Here is an 18,214-nt window from a genome sequence, read left to right as displayed (position 1 = left end):
TGGTCCATGAACGGCTTCGTCAGATAGGCAAGCGCAGTACGTTCACCTGTCTGGATAAACGCCTCGACCGGCATGCCAGGAACAGGTGTGACTTGTCCAAGCCTCTGCCATTCCCCGTCGGAAACCTTGGCACGCACGACATAGTAGCTGAGGCCCGAGCGCTGGTCGGAGGTCAGGTCAGCCGCCATGCTGGTGACAACGCCATTAAGTTCCGGCGTGCTGCGCTGGCTGAACGCAGAAAACCGCAGATGGACCGCCTGGCCGACGCTGACCTGATCGATATCGGTCGGCGAAAGCTTGACTTCGACGACCAGCGCGTCACGATCCGGGACGATCTGCATGATCGCTTCGCCGGGCGCAATGACGGCGCCGGGCGCATGGACGGCCAGCTGGTGCACGATGCCGCCTTGCGGTGCACGGATATCAATGCGCTGCAGGTCATCCTCGGCAGCCACGAGGCGCTCGGAAAACTCGCCGATATCGCTTTCGGCCTGCCGCAATTGATCGGAAACCTCGCTGCGCTGATCGTCGTCGATCTGGATGATCTGGAGCTCTGTTTCGGTGACCTTGCCCTTGGTCTGCGCCTCGTTGGCAACCAGACTACCGAGTTCGCCAGTGAGGCTCGCTGCCTCGCGCTGCAAGGCATACACCCTGTTTGCAGGAACAAGCCCCTGATCAAATAGGCGCTGCAGGCTTACAAGTTCCTTTTCGATCAACGCGATTTCCTGGCGCTTGCCGTTTTCCTGTGCCGATAGGCCTTCGCTTTCCTGCTTCAGCTGCTCGATACGCTCGCGCAACTGCGCCTTACGGCTCATGCGCGAGGATCGACGGTCGGCAAACAGCCGCTTTTCCCCTTCGATCGAACGATTGATTTCCGGGTCTGATACCCTCGCGAGGAGTTCCTTCGAGAATTCAATGGCGTCCAGACCGTCTCGCTCGGATTCGAGCCTAGCCGTGCGGGCGGTGAGCTCATTGAGGCGCTTGCTGACGATCGAGAGATTGGCGCGCGTCTGTGTGTCGTCCAGGTGTATGAGGATTTGGCCAGCTTCAACGGTATCTCCGTTCTTAACGAAAAGACCGCCGACAGTGCCGCCCTTCTGGTGCTGGACCGGCTTCACATAGCTATCGACCACGACGGTGCCGGTTGCAATGACGGCGCCTGAGAGATGCGTGGTCGCTGCAAGGCCACCCATGACCCCGCCGAGCAAGGCGACGACGCTGAGGGCGGCAATCGTCAACCTGCGGACGGCGCGCTCGGCCGATGGCGCTCCGGTCGCCGTCACGATCCTGTCTCCTCGCCGGCGATCAGCAAGCGAACGGGCTGCGGCGCGGGCTTCGACGGTTTCGTGGTCTTGCTCAGCACCTCGTCCTTCGGCCCGAAGGCCTGCATCTGGCCGTTGCCCATGACAAGGACCTTATCGACGGCTATGAGCGCACTCGGCCGGTGGGCGATCACGAGCGCGATGCCTCCTCTGGCGCGGACCCCGGAAATCGCCTGCGTCAGCGCTGCTTCCCCTTCGGCATCCAGGTTGGAATTCGGCTCGTCCAGAACCACCAGAAACGGCTTGCCGTAGAGCGCGCGTGCCAGTGCAACGCGTTGCCGTTGTCCGGCAGACAGTGCAGAACCATGCTCGCCAACCCTGGTGTCGAAACCTTCGGGAAACTGCACGATCATGTCGTAAACGCCCGCAGCTCTTGCGGCCTCGATGATGGCTTCGGACCTGGCTTCAGGGTCGAAACGGGCGATGTTTTGCGAGATCGAGCCCTCGAACAGCGAGACGTCCTGCGGCAGGTAGCCGAGATGCCGGCCCAGTTCGTGCGGGTCCCATTGTGAGAGCATCGCCTCGTCCAGCCTGACGGCGCCGCTGAGCGGTAGCCATAGACCGGTGACAGCGCGGGCAAGTGTGGACTTTCCCGAAGCGCTTGGGCCGATGATCCCCACGGCTTCGCCAGCCGAAACCTTGAAGGAAACACCTCGGACGATCGGGTTTCGGCTTCCGGGAGCGGCGACATGCAAGCCTTCGACGGTTAGGCTCTTGCATGGCGCCGGCAGGGTTACCTCGCGTTGTTCGGTCGCCATCAGCGTCATCAGCTTTGTCAGGCGCGCCCAGCTCTGTCGCGCCGCGACAAAACCCTTCCACTGGCCGATTGCGAGTTCGACCGGGGCGAGCGCCCTGCTGACCAGGATCGAGCTTGCGATCATGATCCCACCCGTTGCTTGCTGGTTGATCACGAGATAGGCACCCACCGCCAGAACACCCGACTGCAGCATCATCCGCAGGATCTTGGACGCCGTTCCCAGCCCTCCGGTAACGGCGCTGGCAGCGACATGGTTGGCGAGATAGCGCCGGTTGAGATCGGTCCACCGTTGCCCGATGAACCGCCCGAAGCCCATCGCCAGTACGGCCTCAGAGTTGCGCTTGGTGGCTTCGGCAAGGGTGATGCGCTCGGCGGCAAGCTTGGCCGCCTCCTTTGCCGGAGCGCGTGACCGGATTTCGGTGAGCGCCGTCAATCCGATGAGCAAAACGGCGCCTGCCAGAGCCGTCACCCCGATCCAGAAGTGAAACAGGAAACAAAGCCCGAGATAGAAGGGCATCCACGGCATGTCAAAGAGGGCCGTCGGCCCCTGCCCCGACAGGAAACCCCGGACAGTATCGAGATCGCGCACACATTGCAGCCCGTCGCCCGGCATCTGCATGCGCGACGGCAACAGGATGAGAGAACCATAGACGCGGTCGCCGAAACGCTCGTCGACGGCGGTTCCTACCCTGACGAGCAGCATAGACCGGATCAGTTCCAGGACGCCTTGAAACAGGAAGAGTGTCGCAGCGATGACGCCGAGGCCGACGAGCGTCGGCAGGCTACGGCCGGGAATGACCCGGTCGTAGACCTGCAGCATGAAGAAGGAACCGGTCAGCGCCAGGATATTGATGACGCAGCTCGTCAGCCCAACACCCAGGAAGGCTTTGCGGAGCGATGAGAGAACCGCCACGAGGAAAACCTGTGGCGGCTGTTCTGAGGTCCTGTTCAAAATGAGCGCCTTCTCGTCACGCTGCGGTGGTGAAACGGAAGTCGTCATGATGCAGGCTCGTCAACGCGACGTTCTTCAGGGTGACCGTGTTGTTGGAATCATAGCTGATGACCGTATCTCCACCCACTTGCGAAGCAGCCGCCAACACGGATGCGAAATCGCTGAAGAGGTTGGTGCTGATATCGATGAAGTCATCGGTTCCGGCACCAGCCGTGAAGTCGGTCACCGTGTCCTTGCCAAAGCCCGCCTTGAACACGAAGGCATCATCGCCCGATCCGCCGGTGAGCGCGTCATTGCCGGCACCCCCGATCAGAATGTCGTTGCCGTCATCGCCCGAAACCAGATCATTACCGGCACCGCCATCCAGCCTGTTGTCGGCGGCCGAACCACGGATGTCATTTACGCCTGAGCCACCTATGACGTTCTCAATATTCAGGATCTGTTCTGCAGGCGCAGCTTCGGAGAAGGTGACCAGACCGGCGGCCAGGTCAATCGTGTGGCTGGCTGCGGTGTAGTAGGTGAAGTCGAGCGTATCGATCCCCTCGCCGCCATCAAAGGTGTCGACGCCGGAATTGCCGATCAGCAGATCGTCGCCGCCGCCACCGAAATGGGTGTCGTTTCCGTCACCGCCGTTCAGCGTGTCGTTGCCAGCATCGCCATACAAGCTATCGTTGCCGGCAGCACCATTGATGATGTCGTTGCCACCGCCACCGCTCAGCGTGTCGTCGCCAGCAGTGCCGGTTAGCGTCTCGCTTCCCGCTGTACCGCGGATCCAGGACGCCGCCTGAATCTGGGTTCTGTCCCACACGGTACCATCTGCGAACTCGATGCGCTCCAATCCCCAATAAGCGGTATTGTAGAATTGTTCATCGAGCGTGAGCGTCTGACCGGTTTCTATGACAGTCATAACCGAGTGGACGCCCACCCGCGAGAAGACCACGTCGGAGACATTGAGGTCCGTCAATCGAAGGACGTCGATGTCGGCCGTCGATCCGGACTCGTCGTCGATATAGTCGTTACCATCGCCCTTGGCATAGATATAGACATCGCTGCCTGCGCCGCTGTTATACCGGTCGTCACCTGCGCCGCCCACGAACGTGTCGTTGCCACCGGTGCCGGTCAGCGTGTCGTTGCCAGCCGTTCCGCGCAACCATGAGGCCGCCTGTATCTGCGCCCGATCCCAGGTCGTCCCGTCCGCAAACTCGATCTTTTCCAAACCCCAGTAGGCGGAATTGTAGAACTGTTCATCGAAGGTGATTGTATGCCCGGTTTCGATCACCGTGAGGATAGAGTGAACCCCCGCCCGTGTCAGGATCACGTCCGTGGCGTTGAGATCGGTCAGCCGGAGAACATCGACATCAACGGTCGAGCTGGACTCATCGTCGATATAGTCATTACCGTCACCCTTGGCATAGACGTAGATGTCGCTGCCCACACCGCTGTTGAAGCGGTCGTCGCCCGTCCCGCCGATAAACGTATCGGCATCGGACGACCCCGTGAGCGTATCATTTCCGGCAGTCCCCACGATGCTCACCAGTCCCTTTAGGGTCGTATCCAGGACCCCCGCAGCACCGCCAAGGACTTCGCCGCCCTTGAAGACGATGGATTCGACCCCGCCTGCGGCATTGAACTGGTTCTTGAGAGTGATCGTCTCACCCGTCGACAACACCCGAATGATCACGTCGTTTGGCACAGAGCCGCTCCGCTCGAAGCGGATCTCGTTTCGCAGGAGACCGTCGAGACGCAGGACGTCGCTGCTCGTTCCCGACGTCTGCTCATCAATGATGTCGCTGCCGCCGAGATAGACATAGGTGTCGCTATCGGCGGTCCCCGGCAGATTGTCGTTGCCCGTGGTCCCGTAAATGGCGACCAACTCCTTGAGGGCGGCATCGAGTGACCCCGCAGCGCCGCCGAGCGTCTCGCCGTCGGCGAAGACGATCGATTCGACGCCACCCGAGAGGTTGAACTGGTTCTTCAGTGTTACCGCCTCGCCGGTGGCAAGAACACGGATCAACACATCATTCGGTGCTGATGCGGATCTCTCGAACCGCACTTCGCTCTTCAGCAGCTCACGAAGGGCAACGACGTCAAGATCCGTCCCCGACGTCTGCTCATCGATGATATCGTTGCCGTTTCCGGCCGAATAAACGTAGGTGTCGTTTCCTGCGCCACCGACAAGCGTATCATTGCCGGCACCGGCACGGATCTCGTCGGCGCCTGACGTTCCGCTGATCGTCTCGTTGCCGGCCGTTCCTCCGACATAGGCGACATGCGCGACCATGTCGGCCCGCGACCAGGTGGTGCCGTCGGCGAAGACAATCGTGTCGACGCCGCGTCCATAATAATCCTGCAAGGACGCTTTGAGCGTAACCGACCCGCCGTTGCCAGCGCCGGCAGCGCTCTCGGCCACCAGCACCATCACGTCGTTGCCGTTGCGCACCAATGTCACATCGGCAGCATTGACGTCGGCAAACACCAGGCGGTCGCTACCGCCGGCATTCTCATTTTCGGTGATAACATCATTGCCGTCACCGCGGGTATAGACGTAGGTGTCGCTGTTGGCCTGACCGTTCAGGCTGTCGTCGCCCTTGCCGCCATGAATCGTATCGGCGACGTTAAAGCCGTCGATCACATCGTTGCCGTCGGTAGCAGCCTGCGCCAGCAGCTTGGTGCGGATCGTTGCCCGCGTCCAGATCGTGCCGTCGGCGAACACCACCTTGTCGACGCCGCGCGCATAATAGTCATCCAGCATGTTCTTCAGCACGATCGAGCCGGCGTTGCCGGCTCCGACCGCACTTTCACCGACCACCAGCTTCAGATCGATCCCGGAGCGGACCAGCGTCACGTCGCTCGCATTGATGTCGGCAAACACCACGCGGTCGTCGTCGCCCGCACTATCCCATTCGGTGATCGTGTCGTTGCCGTCACCGCGGGCGTAGAGATAGCTGTCGTTGTTGGCCTGGCCGTTCAGGCTGTCGTCGCCCTTGCCGCCGCGGATCGTGTCGGCGACATTGAAGCCGTCGATGACGTCGTTGCCGTCGGTCACGGCCTGTTCCAGCACTTTCGTCCGGAAGTCCGCGCGCGTCCAGGCCGTGCCATCGGCAAAGACGACCTTGTCGACACCGCGCGCATAATAGTCGTCCAGCATGTTCTTCAGCACGATCGACCCGGCGTCGCCGGCGCCCGCCGCACTCTCGGCGATCATCAGCTTCAGGTCGATGCCGGTGCGCACCAGCGTCACATCGCTCGCATTGATGTTGGTCAATACCAGACGATCATCGTCGCCCGCGCTGTCCCATTCGGTGATCGTGTCATTGCCGTCACCGCGGGCATATAGGTAGGTATCGCTATTGGCTTGACCGTTGAGGCTGTCGTCGCCCTTGCCACCGCGGATCGTATCGGCGACGTTAAAGCCGTCGATCACGTCATTGCCGGCGGTCGCAGCCTGTTCCAGCACCTTCGTGCGGAAGTCTGCCCGCGTCCAGGCCGTGCCGTCGGCAAAGACGACCTTGTCGACACCCCGCGCGTAATACTCGTCCAACATGTTCTTCATGAGGATCGATCCGGCGTCGCCGGCGCCGGCCGCACTCTCGGCGATCACCAGTTTCAGGTCGATGCCGGTGCGCACCAAGATCACATCGCTCGCGTTGATGTTGGTGAATACCAGACGATCATCGTCGCCCGCACTATCCCATTCGGTGATCGTGTCGTTGCCGTCCCCACGGGCGTAGAGGTAGGTGTCGTTGTTGGCTTGGCCGTTCAGGCTGTCGTCGCCCTTGCCGCCGCGGATCGTGTCGGCGACATTGAAGCCGTCGATGACGTCGTTGCCGGCGGTGACGGCCTGCTGCAGAACCATATTGCGCAGGTCCGCTCTCGACCACGTCGTGCCATCGGCAAAGACAATCTGCTCAAGCCCGCGCGCATAATACTCGTCGAGTTCGTTCTTGATGAGGATGGTTCCGCCATCGGCGCCGCCCGGCACTGTCGGTGAGATAGCGAGTGACAGATCGATACCGCTGCGGAGCAGCGTCACGGCAGATGCATTTATATCCGTGAAAACCAGGCGGTCATTCGCCCCGCCGCTGTCATAGTCGTTGATCGTGTCGCTGCTGTCACCGCGCTGGTAGAGGTAGATATCGTTGCCACTGCCGCCGTTGATGACGTCGTTGCCGGCATTTGCGCGAATGATGTCGGAGCCGTTGGTGCCGCTTACCGTTTCCGCCGCGGTGGTGCCGGCCACGTTGACGATCTTCGAGGCGAAATCGATGATCGTAGAGACCGTTCCGTCGGCAAATACGAAGCGCTCGATCCCCTGCTCGGCATTCGCATCCAGCGCGCCCTTGAGAATGATCGTCGAACCGTCCCCGCCACCGGTGACAGTCGGAGCGATCGTCAGGACGAGATCACTCCCGCTGCGGCTCCAACTCACGTCGCTCGCAACGATTCCGCTGAAGAGAATCGCGTCGGCCACGCCATTCGCGGCCGCCTCGGTGATGATGTCATTTCCGTCGCCCCGGGTATAGTGATAGGTGTCATTGCCGCCGGCACCGTTGATCGTATCGTTGCCGAGACCTCCTGTAATATCGTCGCTGCTGCTGAAGCCGGTGATGGTATCGTTGCCCGGGGTGCTGACGGCAGCGAGCAGCTTCACCCTGATATCGTCTTTCGTCCACTCGACCCCATCGGCAAAGACGACCTTTTCGACGCCTCCCTGGTCGCCATCCAGCGCGGTTCTGATGAGCACGCTGCCGCCGTCATTGACGGTCGGGCCGCTCTTCGGGATCGTGATGGTCAGATCGGTGCCGTTGCGCGACAACGAGACCTCGGTGGATGTAATGTTGGTAAACACCAGCCGGTCATCGGTGCCGCCAGCGCTGCCCTCGATCACCGTATCGGCACCATCGCCACGCGCGTAGCGATAGGTGTCGTTGCCGCCAAGACCGTTCAGCACATCGTTGCCGCGGCCTCCCTCGAATATGTCGGCGCCGTTCGAACCATCGATGCTGTCATTGCCGGCGGTTGCCGGAATGATCGGCAGCAGCGGCAGGATTTCGGCGCGCGTGTAGATCGTACCGTCTGCGAAGAGAACACTTTCGACGCCGCGCTCGTAATAGCCGTCCAGGAAATAGGGCAGCGAAACTGAGCCGCCATCGCCCGCACCGGGCACGCTTTCGGGGATGACGATGACGATATCGTTGCCATTGCGCAGATAGGTGACGTCTTGTGGGTTGACATTGGAAAGTTGCAGGCGGTCGCCGCCAGACCAGTTTCCTTCCACGATCGTGTCGTTGCCATCGCCGCGCGCCCAGACGTAGAGATCGTTGCCCTCGGCACCGGTCAACGTGTCGTCGCCGTGTCCGCCGGCAAGCACATCCCCCTGGCCGAAGCCAACAATATTGTCGTTGCCGTCGGTCGCCTGCTGGTTGACCAGCATCTGACGGACCTGGACGTTCGTCCATTGCGTGCCGTCGGCAAATCGTATGGTCTCGTAGCCTTTTTCGTAGAAGCCGTTCAGCGTGTCCTGGAACAGGATCGAACCGCCATCACCCGCCCCCGCAACACTCTCTCGGATCAGGATCTTCAGATCGTTGCCCTGACGAACGAGCGTTACCTCATCGGGATTGATGTCGACGAAGCGGATCTGGTCGCCCGTTCCGCTCCAGTCACCGTCGAATATCGTGTCGTTGCCGTCGCCGCGGGCGTAGACATAAGCGTCGCTCCCGCCGCCGCCATTCAGCGTATCGTTACCGGCGCCGCCGCGCAGGATATCACCCTGGCCCGTGCCGTTTATCGTATCATCCCCGTTGGTCGCCGCCTGGTCTATCACCATCTGCCGGACCTGGGCATTCGTCCATTTCGTGCCGTCGGCAAACTGAATGGTCTCGAAGCCCTTCTCGTAAAAGCCGTCGAGTGTATCCTGCAAGAGGATCGAGCCGCCATCGCCTGCTCCAGGTGCAGTTTCAGCAATCAGGATCTTCAGGCTGTTGCCCTGGCGAAGGAGCGAAATGTTGCCCGGATTGATATCGACGAACAGCAGGCGGTCGCCGTTGCCACTCCAGTCGCCGTCGAACATCGTATCGTTGCCGTCACCGCGGGCATAGACATAGGTGTCATAGCCGCCGCCGCCGTTAATGGTGTCGTCACCCTTGCCGCCGGCAAGCGTGTCGGCAATGTTGGAGCCATTAATCGTGTCGTCGCCGGGCGTGCCCTGCTGATTGATGACCTTCGCCACGAATACATCCCGCGACCAGGAGACGCCGTCGGCAAACGAAATCATTTCGATGCCGCGCTCATAGAAGCCGTCGATCGTGTCCTTCAGCAGCACGGATCCGCCATCGCCGATGCCCGGCGCGGATTCCGCAATGACGATCAGCAGGCTGTTGCCGTTGCGCACGAGGGAGATTTCGGTGGAGGTGACGTCGGTGAAGACAAGCCGGTCGCCGCTGCTGCTCCAGTCGCCGTCGATGATCGTGTCCTGACCATCGCCTCGGCTGTAGCGGTATGTATCGGCGCCGCCTCCGCCATCGATCGTATCGTTGCCACGCCCGCCGGTGATCACATCCGCCCCGCCCCTGGCATAGATCGCGTCGTTGCCATCTCCGCCATCGATCGTATCGCTCATATCGAAGCCATTGATCGTGTCGTTGCCGGAGGTGCTCTGTTGCGCAATGATGCGCTGGCCGATCTGTTCTCGCGTCAATTGCGTGCCATCGGCAAACAGGAAACGTTCGACGTCATTCATGTCCCAAACGCCAACATAGAATCCGTTGGTAATCAGAAGCGTGTCGCTCGAGTCGGCAAGCGAGATCAGCAAGTCGTATTCGCCCGACCGCTGGAAGGTGACGTCGTCGAAATCAACACCAGCGGCAAACTGAACCGCATCATCGTCGGCATAGGTGACGATCCCGTAGTTTTCCCGGATTTCGTCATGACCATAGCCATAGCCGAAGACATAGGTGTCGGATCCGTCACCGCCCTCCAGGATGTCGTTGCCGGCGCCTCCGTCGAGCGTATTGCTCGTCCAGAACCCATAGATATGGTCGTCGCCATCGGTCTTGGCGTCGAGCAGATAATGGGCGCGGATGTCGGACGCGTACCAGATTGCGCCATCCGAGAAATGGATCTCGTCGACCTGATCGGGGCGGTAATTGATGGCATTATAAGAAACCTGGCCGATCAGGGTCAGGGTCTCGCCCGTATCCTTCAGCGTTATGATGATATCGCTAGTTCCGGGCGTGCGTGAAAGGACGATGTCATCGGCGGTGACGTTGTCATGGAAGATGATTTTGTCGAAGTCGCCGCCGTTCAGAGCACCGGCTCCGCGCTCTTGGATCTGGTCGTTGCCGTAGCCGCGACCCCACACATAGGTATCATTGCCGTTGTTGCCGTATAGGGTGTCGTTGCCTGCTCCGCCATCGAGCACGTCGTCGAGATCGAAACCATCGATGACGTCAGCGCCGTCGGTTTTCTGGCCGGCGATAACCGTGGTCGCAAGGTCATACCACGCGATGCTCTGGTCGCCTGAGGTGAACTCGATGCTCTCGATCCGATCGAAGTAGATGTCCCCGAACACCCCCGAAGCGGCGTAGGAGAATTCGTTTCGCAGGATAATGCCGCCTTCGGCGCCATTGACGTAGATGACAATGGAGTTGCGTTCGCCATCCACCCTGCCGAAGCTGATGTCATCGCGGTCGATGCCGGCGCCGAAGCGCAAAACGTCGAAGGTTCCGGACAGGATGTTGGTCATGCCGTCCTGGATGATGTCGTGGCCGTCGCCGAGAGCATAGAGATACGTATCGTTCTGGTTGCCGCCTGAGATGAAGTCGTCGCCCTTGCCGGCGCGCAGGATGTCCTCTCGCTCCATGCCGTAGAGCTGGTCGTTGCCGTCCGTCGAGTAGGCCTTCAGGACGAGGTTTGCGACCTGATCGCTGGTCAAACTGGTGCCGTTGTCGAAGGTGAAGAGATCGACGCGGTTCATGTACCAGGTGCCGTAGACGCCGGTATAGGTGGCCGCGAACTGGCCCTGAATGGTGATCTGGTCGAGCGGGTTGTCCTTGAAGCGGATCACGAGGTCACTCGAGGCGCCGTCGCGCTGGAAGATCAGGTCGCCGGTGCGGATTCCGTCGAGGAACTGCAGCATGTCCTGATCGTTGCGGAAGGCGTTGTCCTCGTAGTCGTGGATCGTGTCCTTGCCGTCGCCGCGACCGAAGCGATAAATGTCGGTATCGCCGCCGCCCTCGAGCAGGTCGTCGGCCTTGCCGCCTTCAAGCACGTCAATATCGGCCGTGCCGACGATATGGGTCGATGCGTCGTCGATCTTCGAGACGGCTTCGGCAATCTCGACCTTCGTCCAGACCGAACCGTCCTTGAAGACGATCTGGTTGACGCCGTAATCGCGCGAGGCGTCGCCGATCATCGAGCCGGGCCAGCGTCCTTCGAACTCATTGGTGATGCGCAGCACCGCGCCGGTGATCTTGTCGGTCAGCAGAAGGTCGATGCCATCGCGCGAGGCGATGATGTCGCCGGCATTGTGCGCGGAGAAGCGGATCGTGTCGACGCTGCCGCCCAGACCATCGTCGTCGAAGATCTCGGTCGAGCCGAAGCTCCTACCGATGATATAGCTGTCGGAACCCGTGCCGCCGCGAACGACGGTCTCGCCGCCATCGACGATCAGGATGTCGTCCTGCCCGCTGCCATTGACCTCGCCTGTGCCGGCGAAAAAGAGATCCTGCGCCATCCCGAACGCATGCGCGAAGTCGACGACCGAGATGCCGCCGGCATGCTGCTCGACCGCATTGAGCATGTTCTGCGCCAGGAATGCGTAAGTGTTCTTCTGCGATCCGGAGCCGCGGGAATAATCAGACAGGAAGACGTCGAAGAAGGGCTTCCATTCAGTGAGCCACGACACCGTGTTGGCACTCTGCTCCGCATCTTCGAGAAGCGCTGTGAAGACGGACGCGATCTGGGTGCCGCTCTTGGAGGTGAAGCCGTCGCTCTGGGCATTGTAATCGATGCTCTCGAAATAGTGCGCAAGCGGCCCGCTCTGCACGGCGAGGCGCACGGCAAAGAGATTGAGGGCGTCGTCCATCTTGTCGAGGAAGGCTGCGACCGCCTTGTAGCCGTCGCTCGCGGAATTGGGCGCCACGAAGAAGGCCTGCAGCGATTCTCCGATCAGCCGTTCATAGAAGGAGAAGTCGGATCCTGCGACAGTTTCGATACTGATGCCGCCACCAAGCGCGTGATTGGCCGAAGACGCAAGGCCGCTGCTCCAGCTGGCCTTCTGATAGTTATAGATGCGCAGATAGTCGTCGCCGTTGCGATAGTCGAGATAGGAAACCGAAACGCCATTGTGGAGTTCCGTTCCGGTCGTAACAACAATCGATGACCCACCGCCTGTCCAATGTGACAACAGGCCAGAGAGTTCGCCCCGACCGGATGTACCATCACTGCTTGAGACGATGACTCCCGAGGCCATTCGAATGCCCGGAATATCCGATGTGTTGTCGCCCGAAGAGGAAACACCCCACGCATAGTCGACGATATTGCCGTCCTTGCGAACGATGGCAAGGTCGTCATAGGACGTCAGTCCCCCAGCGCCGGTAATGATATTGGCACCGATCTTGATAGGCGAGCCCTCGGCCCATGCTGTCAGGATCGGCCGGATTGCCTCACGCAACGCCGACAGGACCGGCGAGGTAAGTGTCTGGACAGCAGCGCGCACGGCCGCTTCGGCCGCCGGCAGCACGCTCATCGCCTCATGCAGTGAAACGAGTGTGCCGCGTCCTCGTAGGTCCGCGAGATCGAGGACCGAATTCGAAACCTGAATGGGTGCGCCGACATAGGTGGTGCCCTGATTGTCGAGTTTAAGCAGCACATCGGCGATCGTGCGCACCGTGCCGTCAGCAAGCGTATAGCCGGCGGTGCTTGCGATCGTGTTGCCGTTGACCGTCTGAGAGGTCGTTCCCGTGTTCGGTGTCACATTGATCGAGGCAATGCCACGCTCGGTGGCGGTCTTCAGTTCGCCTGCATCCGTGCGGTGGTTCTCGTTGGCATCCTGCCAGATGAGCAAGGAGGAGAACGTGTCGGCCGAGGTGATCGCGCCGTCGCCGTTGAAGTCGGCGAGCCCGCTATCGGTGGCATCGACCTTGCCGTCATGATTGCCGTCAAGCAGGGCGAGCGCCGCCAATCCGGACATCGCTGCGCTGCCGAACATCTCGTCGGACCCGGTGATTTTGCCGTCGCCATTCAGGTCGCGGACGAGAATGCCGTCGTCCTTACCGACGAAGCCGGAAGACTCTGCATAGAGGTCATTATCGAGATCGAGCTTGGACTTCGAACGATCGAGGGCCGTGAGTTCGATGCCGTCGCCGTCGAGATCGAGCACCAGCGGATCCTGTCCGCCCCAGTAGTGTCCGGTGAGCGTCTTGATCATCAGACCGAGGATATCGAAAGCCCCTTCGCCCAAGACGGAATACTGGCCCTTCATATCCTGCGTGATGTCGCGGAAGCGGATGGCAGACATGTGGTATTCGGCCAGGAAGATGCCGCCCGGGCCAACCTCGCCCTCACCACCCGGTCCGGCAGTCGTGCGGTCCTTCCAGTTCAGCACATACATCGTAGCGACCTCATCCGACGGCGTGCCATCCGGATTGGTCACATGCCAGAAGGCGTTGCGGATGACGAGCTCACCTTCGGCGTTCAGGCCATAGGAGGTTCCATAGGGTCCCCATGCGTAGGGATCCTCAGATGCTTCGTTCTTGAGACCGCCATAGAGCGTCAAGACACCGCCGAGCGCGATCCGGTCTTCGCTGCTGAGATCGGTCACTCCGATGCCGTTGGTGAACCAGATTTTGTCCTGGCCCTCGCCCGTTGTGATGAGCGAACCGAATTCGGCGCTGATCAGAACGTCGTCGTGGTCGCTGAGCTTGACCTGGTCGGCGCCCTGTACGTGCAGGGCGTTGTTGAAGCCAAGGGCGCCATTGGCAAAATAGTCGACGATGGTCTTCAGTTCCTGGTCATAGCCCTGCCATTGGAAAACGTTATCGAGCGTATCCACGTCGTCGTGGTTGGAAGTCACGCCGTTCAGATAGTTGATGCCATGCGACAGGCCCGAATAGTCGACGACGTCGACTTTTTCGATGAAGGCGTTGGGAGAAAGCGACTCGCCTTCGGGCAGTTCGGACTGGATGCGGCCGGACTTGCCCATGTCGATGAGGATCGGCGCGTCCAGGGAATCGTCAGACACTATGAGCTCGTCGGCGCGATCCGAGAGTTCGATCTTGTCGATCGCCACGAGGATGTCGGTCCCGGCCTTGCCGGTTGCCATGTCCTCGACGGTGACTTCGAGCGCTTCGATGCCGCCGAAATCGTGGTTGACCTTGAGGTCGGTGACCCTGACGCCCTCCTGCTGCAGGGCACTTTCGTCGACCGGTGTGTCGGGATTGTCTTCGGTCAGATTGTCGACGGTATAGCGAACAGTGTCGGTCTCGGCGGCTCCGGCCAGCCATTCGAGGAAATCGGTCAGAAGGCCAACATTCTCATTGCCGCCGATATAGACATCGTTCTCGTTCTGCCGGCCGGTCTGATGATCCGCGACAGTGACGGAATCGATGAAAGTGTCGGACCCGTTGCCGCCGACCAGGAGGTCGCGACCAAGATGGCCGGTCAGGGTATCGTCGCCGTCGCCGCCTGCAATGATGTTGTTCTCATCGCTGCCGGTGATCTGGTCGTCACCGTCAGTCGCTGCGAAGAGCCCGGCGTGATATCGGTCATAGCCGTCTGCGGTATCACCGAGGGTCAGGACCAACGGATCGTCGGAAAGCGAATATGCGAGCGAGCCGACAGTCTTCGGCACTGAAAAATCATTGGCGCTTGGGTCCTTGTAAAGTTCCTCCACCGCCGATGAAATGAGGCTCTCGTCGACGGAACCCAATCCTTTTTCGAAGAGGCTTTCCAGGATGGTCTGGATGCCAACGATGTTGATGAAATCGTCTTCGGTCGAAGATTTGCCGAGACCCCATAGGTCCTGTGAAATGTTGACCGTCAGAAGCTGCGCCCCATCACCGCCGGTCACCTCCGCCCCGTTGCTGTCGAAGAGACCGATGATGCCTTTTTCCGGATGGTATACGGCGTTGGGGTCGTTCTGGTACTGATGGTAATTGATCTTCCGGATCGCCATCAGCCCGGCGAATTGGACCAGCGCCTCCGTCAGCCCGGGAATGGCATCTTCGACGATATCGGTTGTTTTCCCGGTGTTGACGAGCCAACCAAGCGCGTCGGCATCGTCGAACAGTGCTTTGATCGCCGTGTTGCCGAATACATACCCATAGTCGGCGTCATTGCCCGCCGAACCACTATCCAGTGCCGAATAGGCAATAGCGGTCATGAGCTTAGCCGATTCTGTGTAGATACCTTGTTTGCCCTCGCCGGTAAAACCGGCAGCTTTGCCGATTTTGTCATTGAAGAGCGTATCCAGGAGATCTTTCGAGATCGATTGCCAGGAAATGTGACCATTTTCCTTGGCGAATTCCAATGAAACGAGAAGCGATTGACTATGAAGAGCGATCGGATCGCGCATACCGCCATAACTTGGCAACTCGTCTTTCGGTACAAAACTCTCGAAATATTGCGTTAGTATCGATTCTGTGGCGCCAAGCGCAGCCAGACCGGGGATGCTTGATAAAAGCCCGCCGAGAACGGATTGGATGGCGCCACTGCGAAGGAACTGGAGGATCTCGCCCGACGTAAACGTTCCGGAGAAATTGCCGTAATTGAGCTCATGGTCCACTCCTCCAGATTCCAGCGCGTAGTTTTGCAGCCACGCCGCCAGCCCGAAGGGCATGTAATCGTACCCGCGGCCAGTCGTGCCGCTGAGGAATGACAGAAAGCCAGCCAGTCCACCGCCCAAAGAATGCCCGACCAGCTGGGTATTTGCCGCAGTCTCCCAATAATTCTTGCCGGTGACCTTCTGATAAAAGTCAATTGCCTCGTCTGCCTGGCTCGCGGACCCGATGAAGCCGCCGCCAATCGTCCAACCCTTCCAGACATCAATCGTTGTATTGTTGAGGATCGATTCGAGCGTAACGTCGTCGGTACCCCGATAGGAGATGACCATTTCGCCGGCATCGCTTTGGTAGGCGGCAGCGTAGAAGCCAGCATCAGCCCAAGTGTTATATTGAACATCTCCAACGAGCTGGCGACTGTTGAGGGCGGAATAGAAACCAACTTTGCTCGCGTTGATCTCGAAACCCGCGTGATAGTCGCGGTTATAGGAGTCCAAGGCAAGAATTGCGGACATGAGCTCTTGGCTGACGGGCATTAGTCGCGTCTCCATCTATCGAAAGTGATGAATTCTGAAGGTCTGATTTTCTCTGCAAGGGTAAGTTCGGACTCGAACCGCTTCTTACTCGGCACAACACCGCCGCGCTGCTGTCCAACGACTTCCAACCAAGGGAGGATCTTATGAACTTCGTTCGGGATAGTCTCTTCAGGCGAAACGGTAATCGTAACCGAGCGTAATCTGACGCCAGGCCCGAAGTCCTTTGCAAGATTATTGGGGTCCACCACCACGAGAGAGGCCGGATCGGCAATGTCACGGAATGTCACAAATACGGGATAGAGGTCGCGTGACAGCTCACTCGTCTGCACTGAATTTTCGAATGCCCCGATCTCGGCGAGTTGTCTCTTCTTCTCTTCTTCAAAGTCATTGTCGAGGTCGATCTCTGAAACGAAGGTCGTGAGCGCCGCGGACTGATCGAATCCGCGCAGAAGGACGAAGAGATATTTACCAGGCAATACTTCAATGACGCCAGCCTCGCCCGCGATGTCAAAGCGCGCCGCCCCTCCGATGTAAGTTCCCTTGGCGTAATACTCAGCTTTAACCTCAATGACCTCATCACCGCTCTTCCGGCCAGAAGGCGTGTCAACCGTCACGGTCAGTTTCTGAAACCAGTGGAAATGGTGCGCGAAAAGGTTGTCGCAGCCGCTGATGGTCAACGCGGAGAACAACAAAGCGGAGGCCAGCCATGCTTGGCGTACAGCGGAACGCTGTTGAATGGAGAACCAGAGCAACGTCATGACCCCGCGACGAAATCGTTTTGTGCCAGCTGGTTCCGACGCCAGGTATGAAAACCCAGAGTATCGCAGCCCGCCAAGACAGTGGGAATCAGAACCGATCCTAGAAATATCATGCGAGGACGCATCGACGTTCGGCGCATGCGGGACCGATCTCTCCGTCCCGATGCAAATCCGCCCCTCAACCGTAGTATGCCGGTAAGGTTGGAACGTGCCAATACGATAGCTACGCCATGCCGGATCGACATGCCTGTCTCACGCAAACTGAGGGGAAACGGTGGATGACGCCTCGAGCGAGGCGTCAGTTCAGATGCTTGCTTGGTTCGTCACCAACTGTGTCCGACGGGGACGAACCTGTCGTAGACAACTTGGAAAGAACCTCAGGATCAACGAGATGCGCGACCATGGGGTGGATCTTGATACTGTCCTGCTTGGCAACCTGATGGAATTGCGTCAGCACCAATGTCGCGAGCTCGCGAGTCGGAGCGATCACGTCAAGCAACCAGACGATCTCGCCACTCTTCCAGTCTTCCGGCTTCAGCCGGATCGGAAAAACGCCGGCTTTTGTCTGCTCCGAAATTCGTGCATCGACTTCCGAGCTGACGGTCGCCCAAATGGCGATCGCCGGCGGCTCGATACCGCTTGACGCCTTAGGCGTCGCAATCGCAACGCGGTCGTTAATCAGGGGATCTATCACGAGATGAGACAGATCAGAAATCATCTGGCTCCGGTAACGCGGCACCGAACTCATGGCCAGCACCACTTGACCGAACGTAGATTGAAGGGCGGCTTTGGCGCCTGCCAGCTTCTTTTTGGTCTCTTCGGAAATCTGCCCGTTCATTTGATTAACGGGCTCAGCACCTACAGCGCCGTCCATAATACCCCCAGCCATACAAAAAGTTGCAATCGGTCAAGATTGACGCCCCGCGCCACACATTAAGGGTTGTTTTTACAATTTCAAGTGAAATATTTCCGACATTCTCGCGGTAAAGGTGGACTTTAGTGTCTAGCTCTCACTGTTAGGACCCGCCCAATCTTCGCCCTGGCCATCGATGCTAACGCACCGGCCGAGTTGCATCCTCGGAATGTGGTCCATGAACGGCTTCGTCA

General features: G+C 59.5%; 5 protein-coding genes. All 5 read right to left on the bottom strand.

The features are described from left to right. Window positions 1-1,283, bottom strand: a 1,283-nt coding sequence (locus PMI11_RS27550; RefSeq protein WP_007823875.1) for an HlyD family type I secretion periplasmic adaptor subunit, incomplete at its 3' end; no start/stop codon positions are given. Then, window positions 1,280-3,079: a type I secretion system permease/ATPase gene (locus PMI11_RS27545; RefSeq protein WP_007823872.1), complete on the bottom strand. Its 1,800-nt coding sequence runs from the start codon at window positions 3,077-3,079 to the stop codon at window positions 1,280-1,282. The genes PMI11_RS27550 and PMI11_RS27545, both read right to left, overlap by 4 nt. Continuing rightward, window positions 3,048-16,349, bottom strand: a complete 13,302-nt coding sequence (locus tag PMI11_RS27540; protein ID WP_007823867.1) for a calcium-binding protein — start codon at window positions 16,347-16,349, stop codon at window positions 3,048-3,050. Before PMI11_RS27540 ends, PMI11_RS27545 begins: the two co-directional genes overlap by 32 nt. Continuing rightward, complete coding sequence (locus tag PMI11_RS27535) at window positions 16,349-17,107, bottom strand: hypothetical protein (protein ID WP_007823866.1); 759 nt, start codon at window positions 17,105-17,107, stop codon at window positions 16,349-16,351. Before PMI11_RS27535 ends, PMI11_RS27540 begins: the two co-directional genes overlap by 1 nt. A 298-nt stretch (window positions 17,108-17,405) precedes the next feature. Then, a complete protein-coding gene (locus tag PMI11_RS27530; RefSeq protein ID WP_007823865.1) occupies window positions 17,406-17,981 on the bottom strand; it encodes a toxin-activating lysine-acyltransferase in 576 nt (191 codons plus the stop codon). Between the last annotated feature and the right edge of the window lie 233 nt (window positions 17,982-18,214).

The organism is Rhizobium sp. CF142 (assembly GCF_000281145.1).
In the GTDB taxonomy this organism is placed as follows: Bacteria; Pseudomonadota; Alphaproteobacteria; order Rhizobiales; family Rhizobiaceae; genus Rhizobium.
Note: the sequence above shows the minus strand (reverse complement) of the source record. Positions and strands in the feature narration are given on the sequence as shown.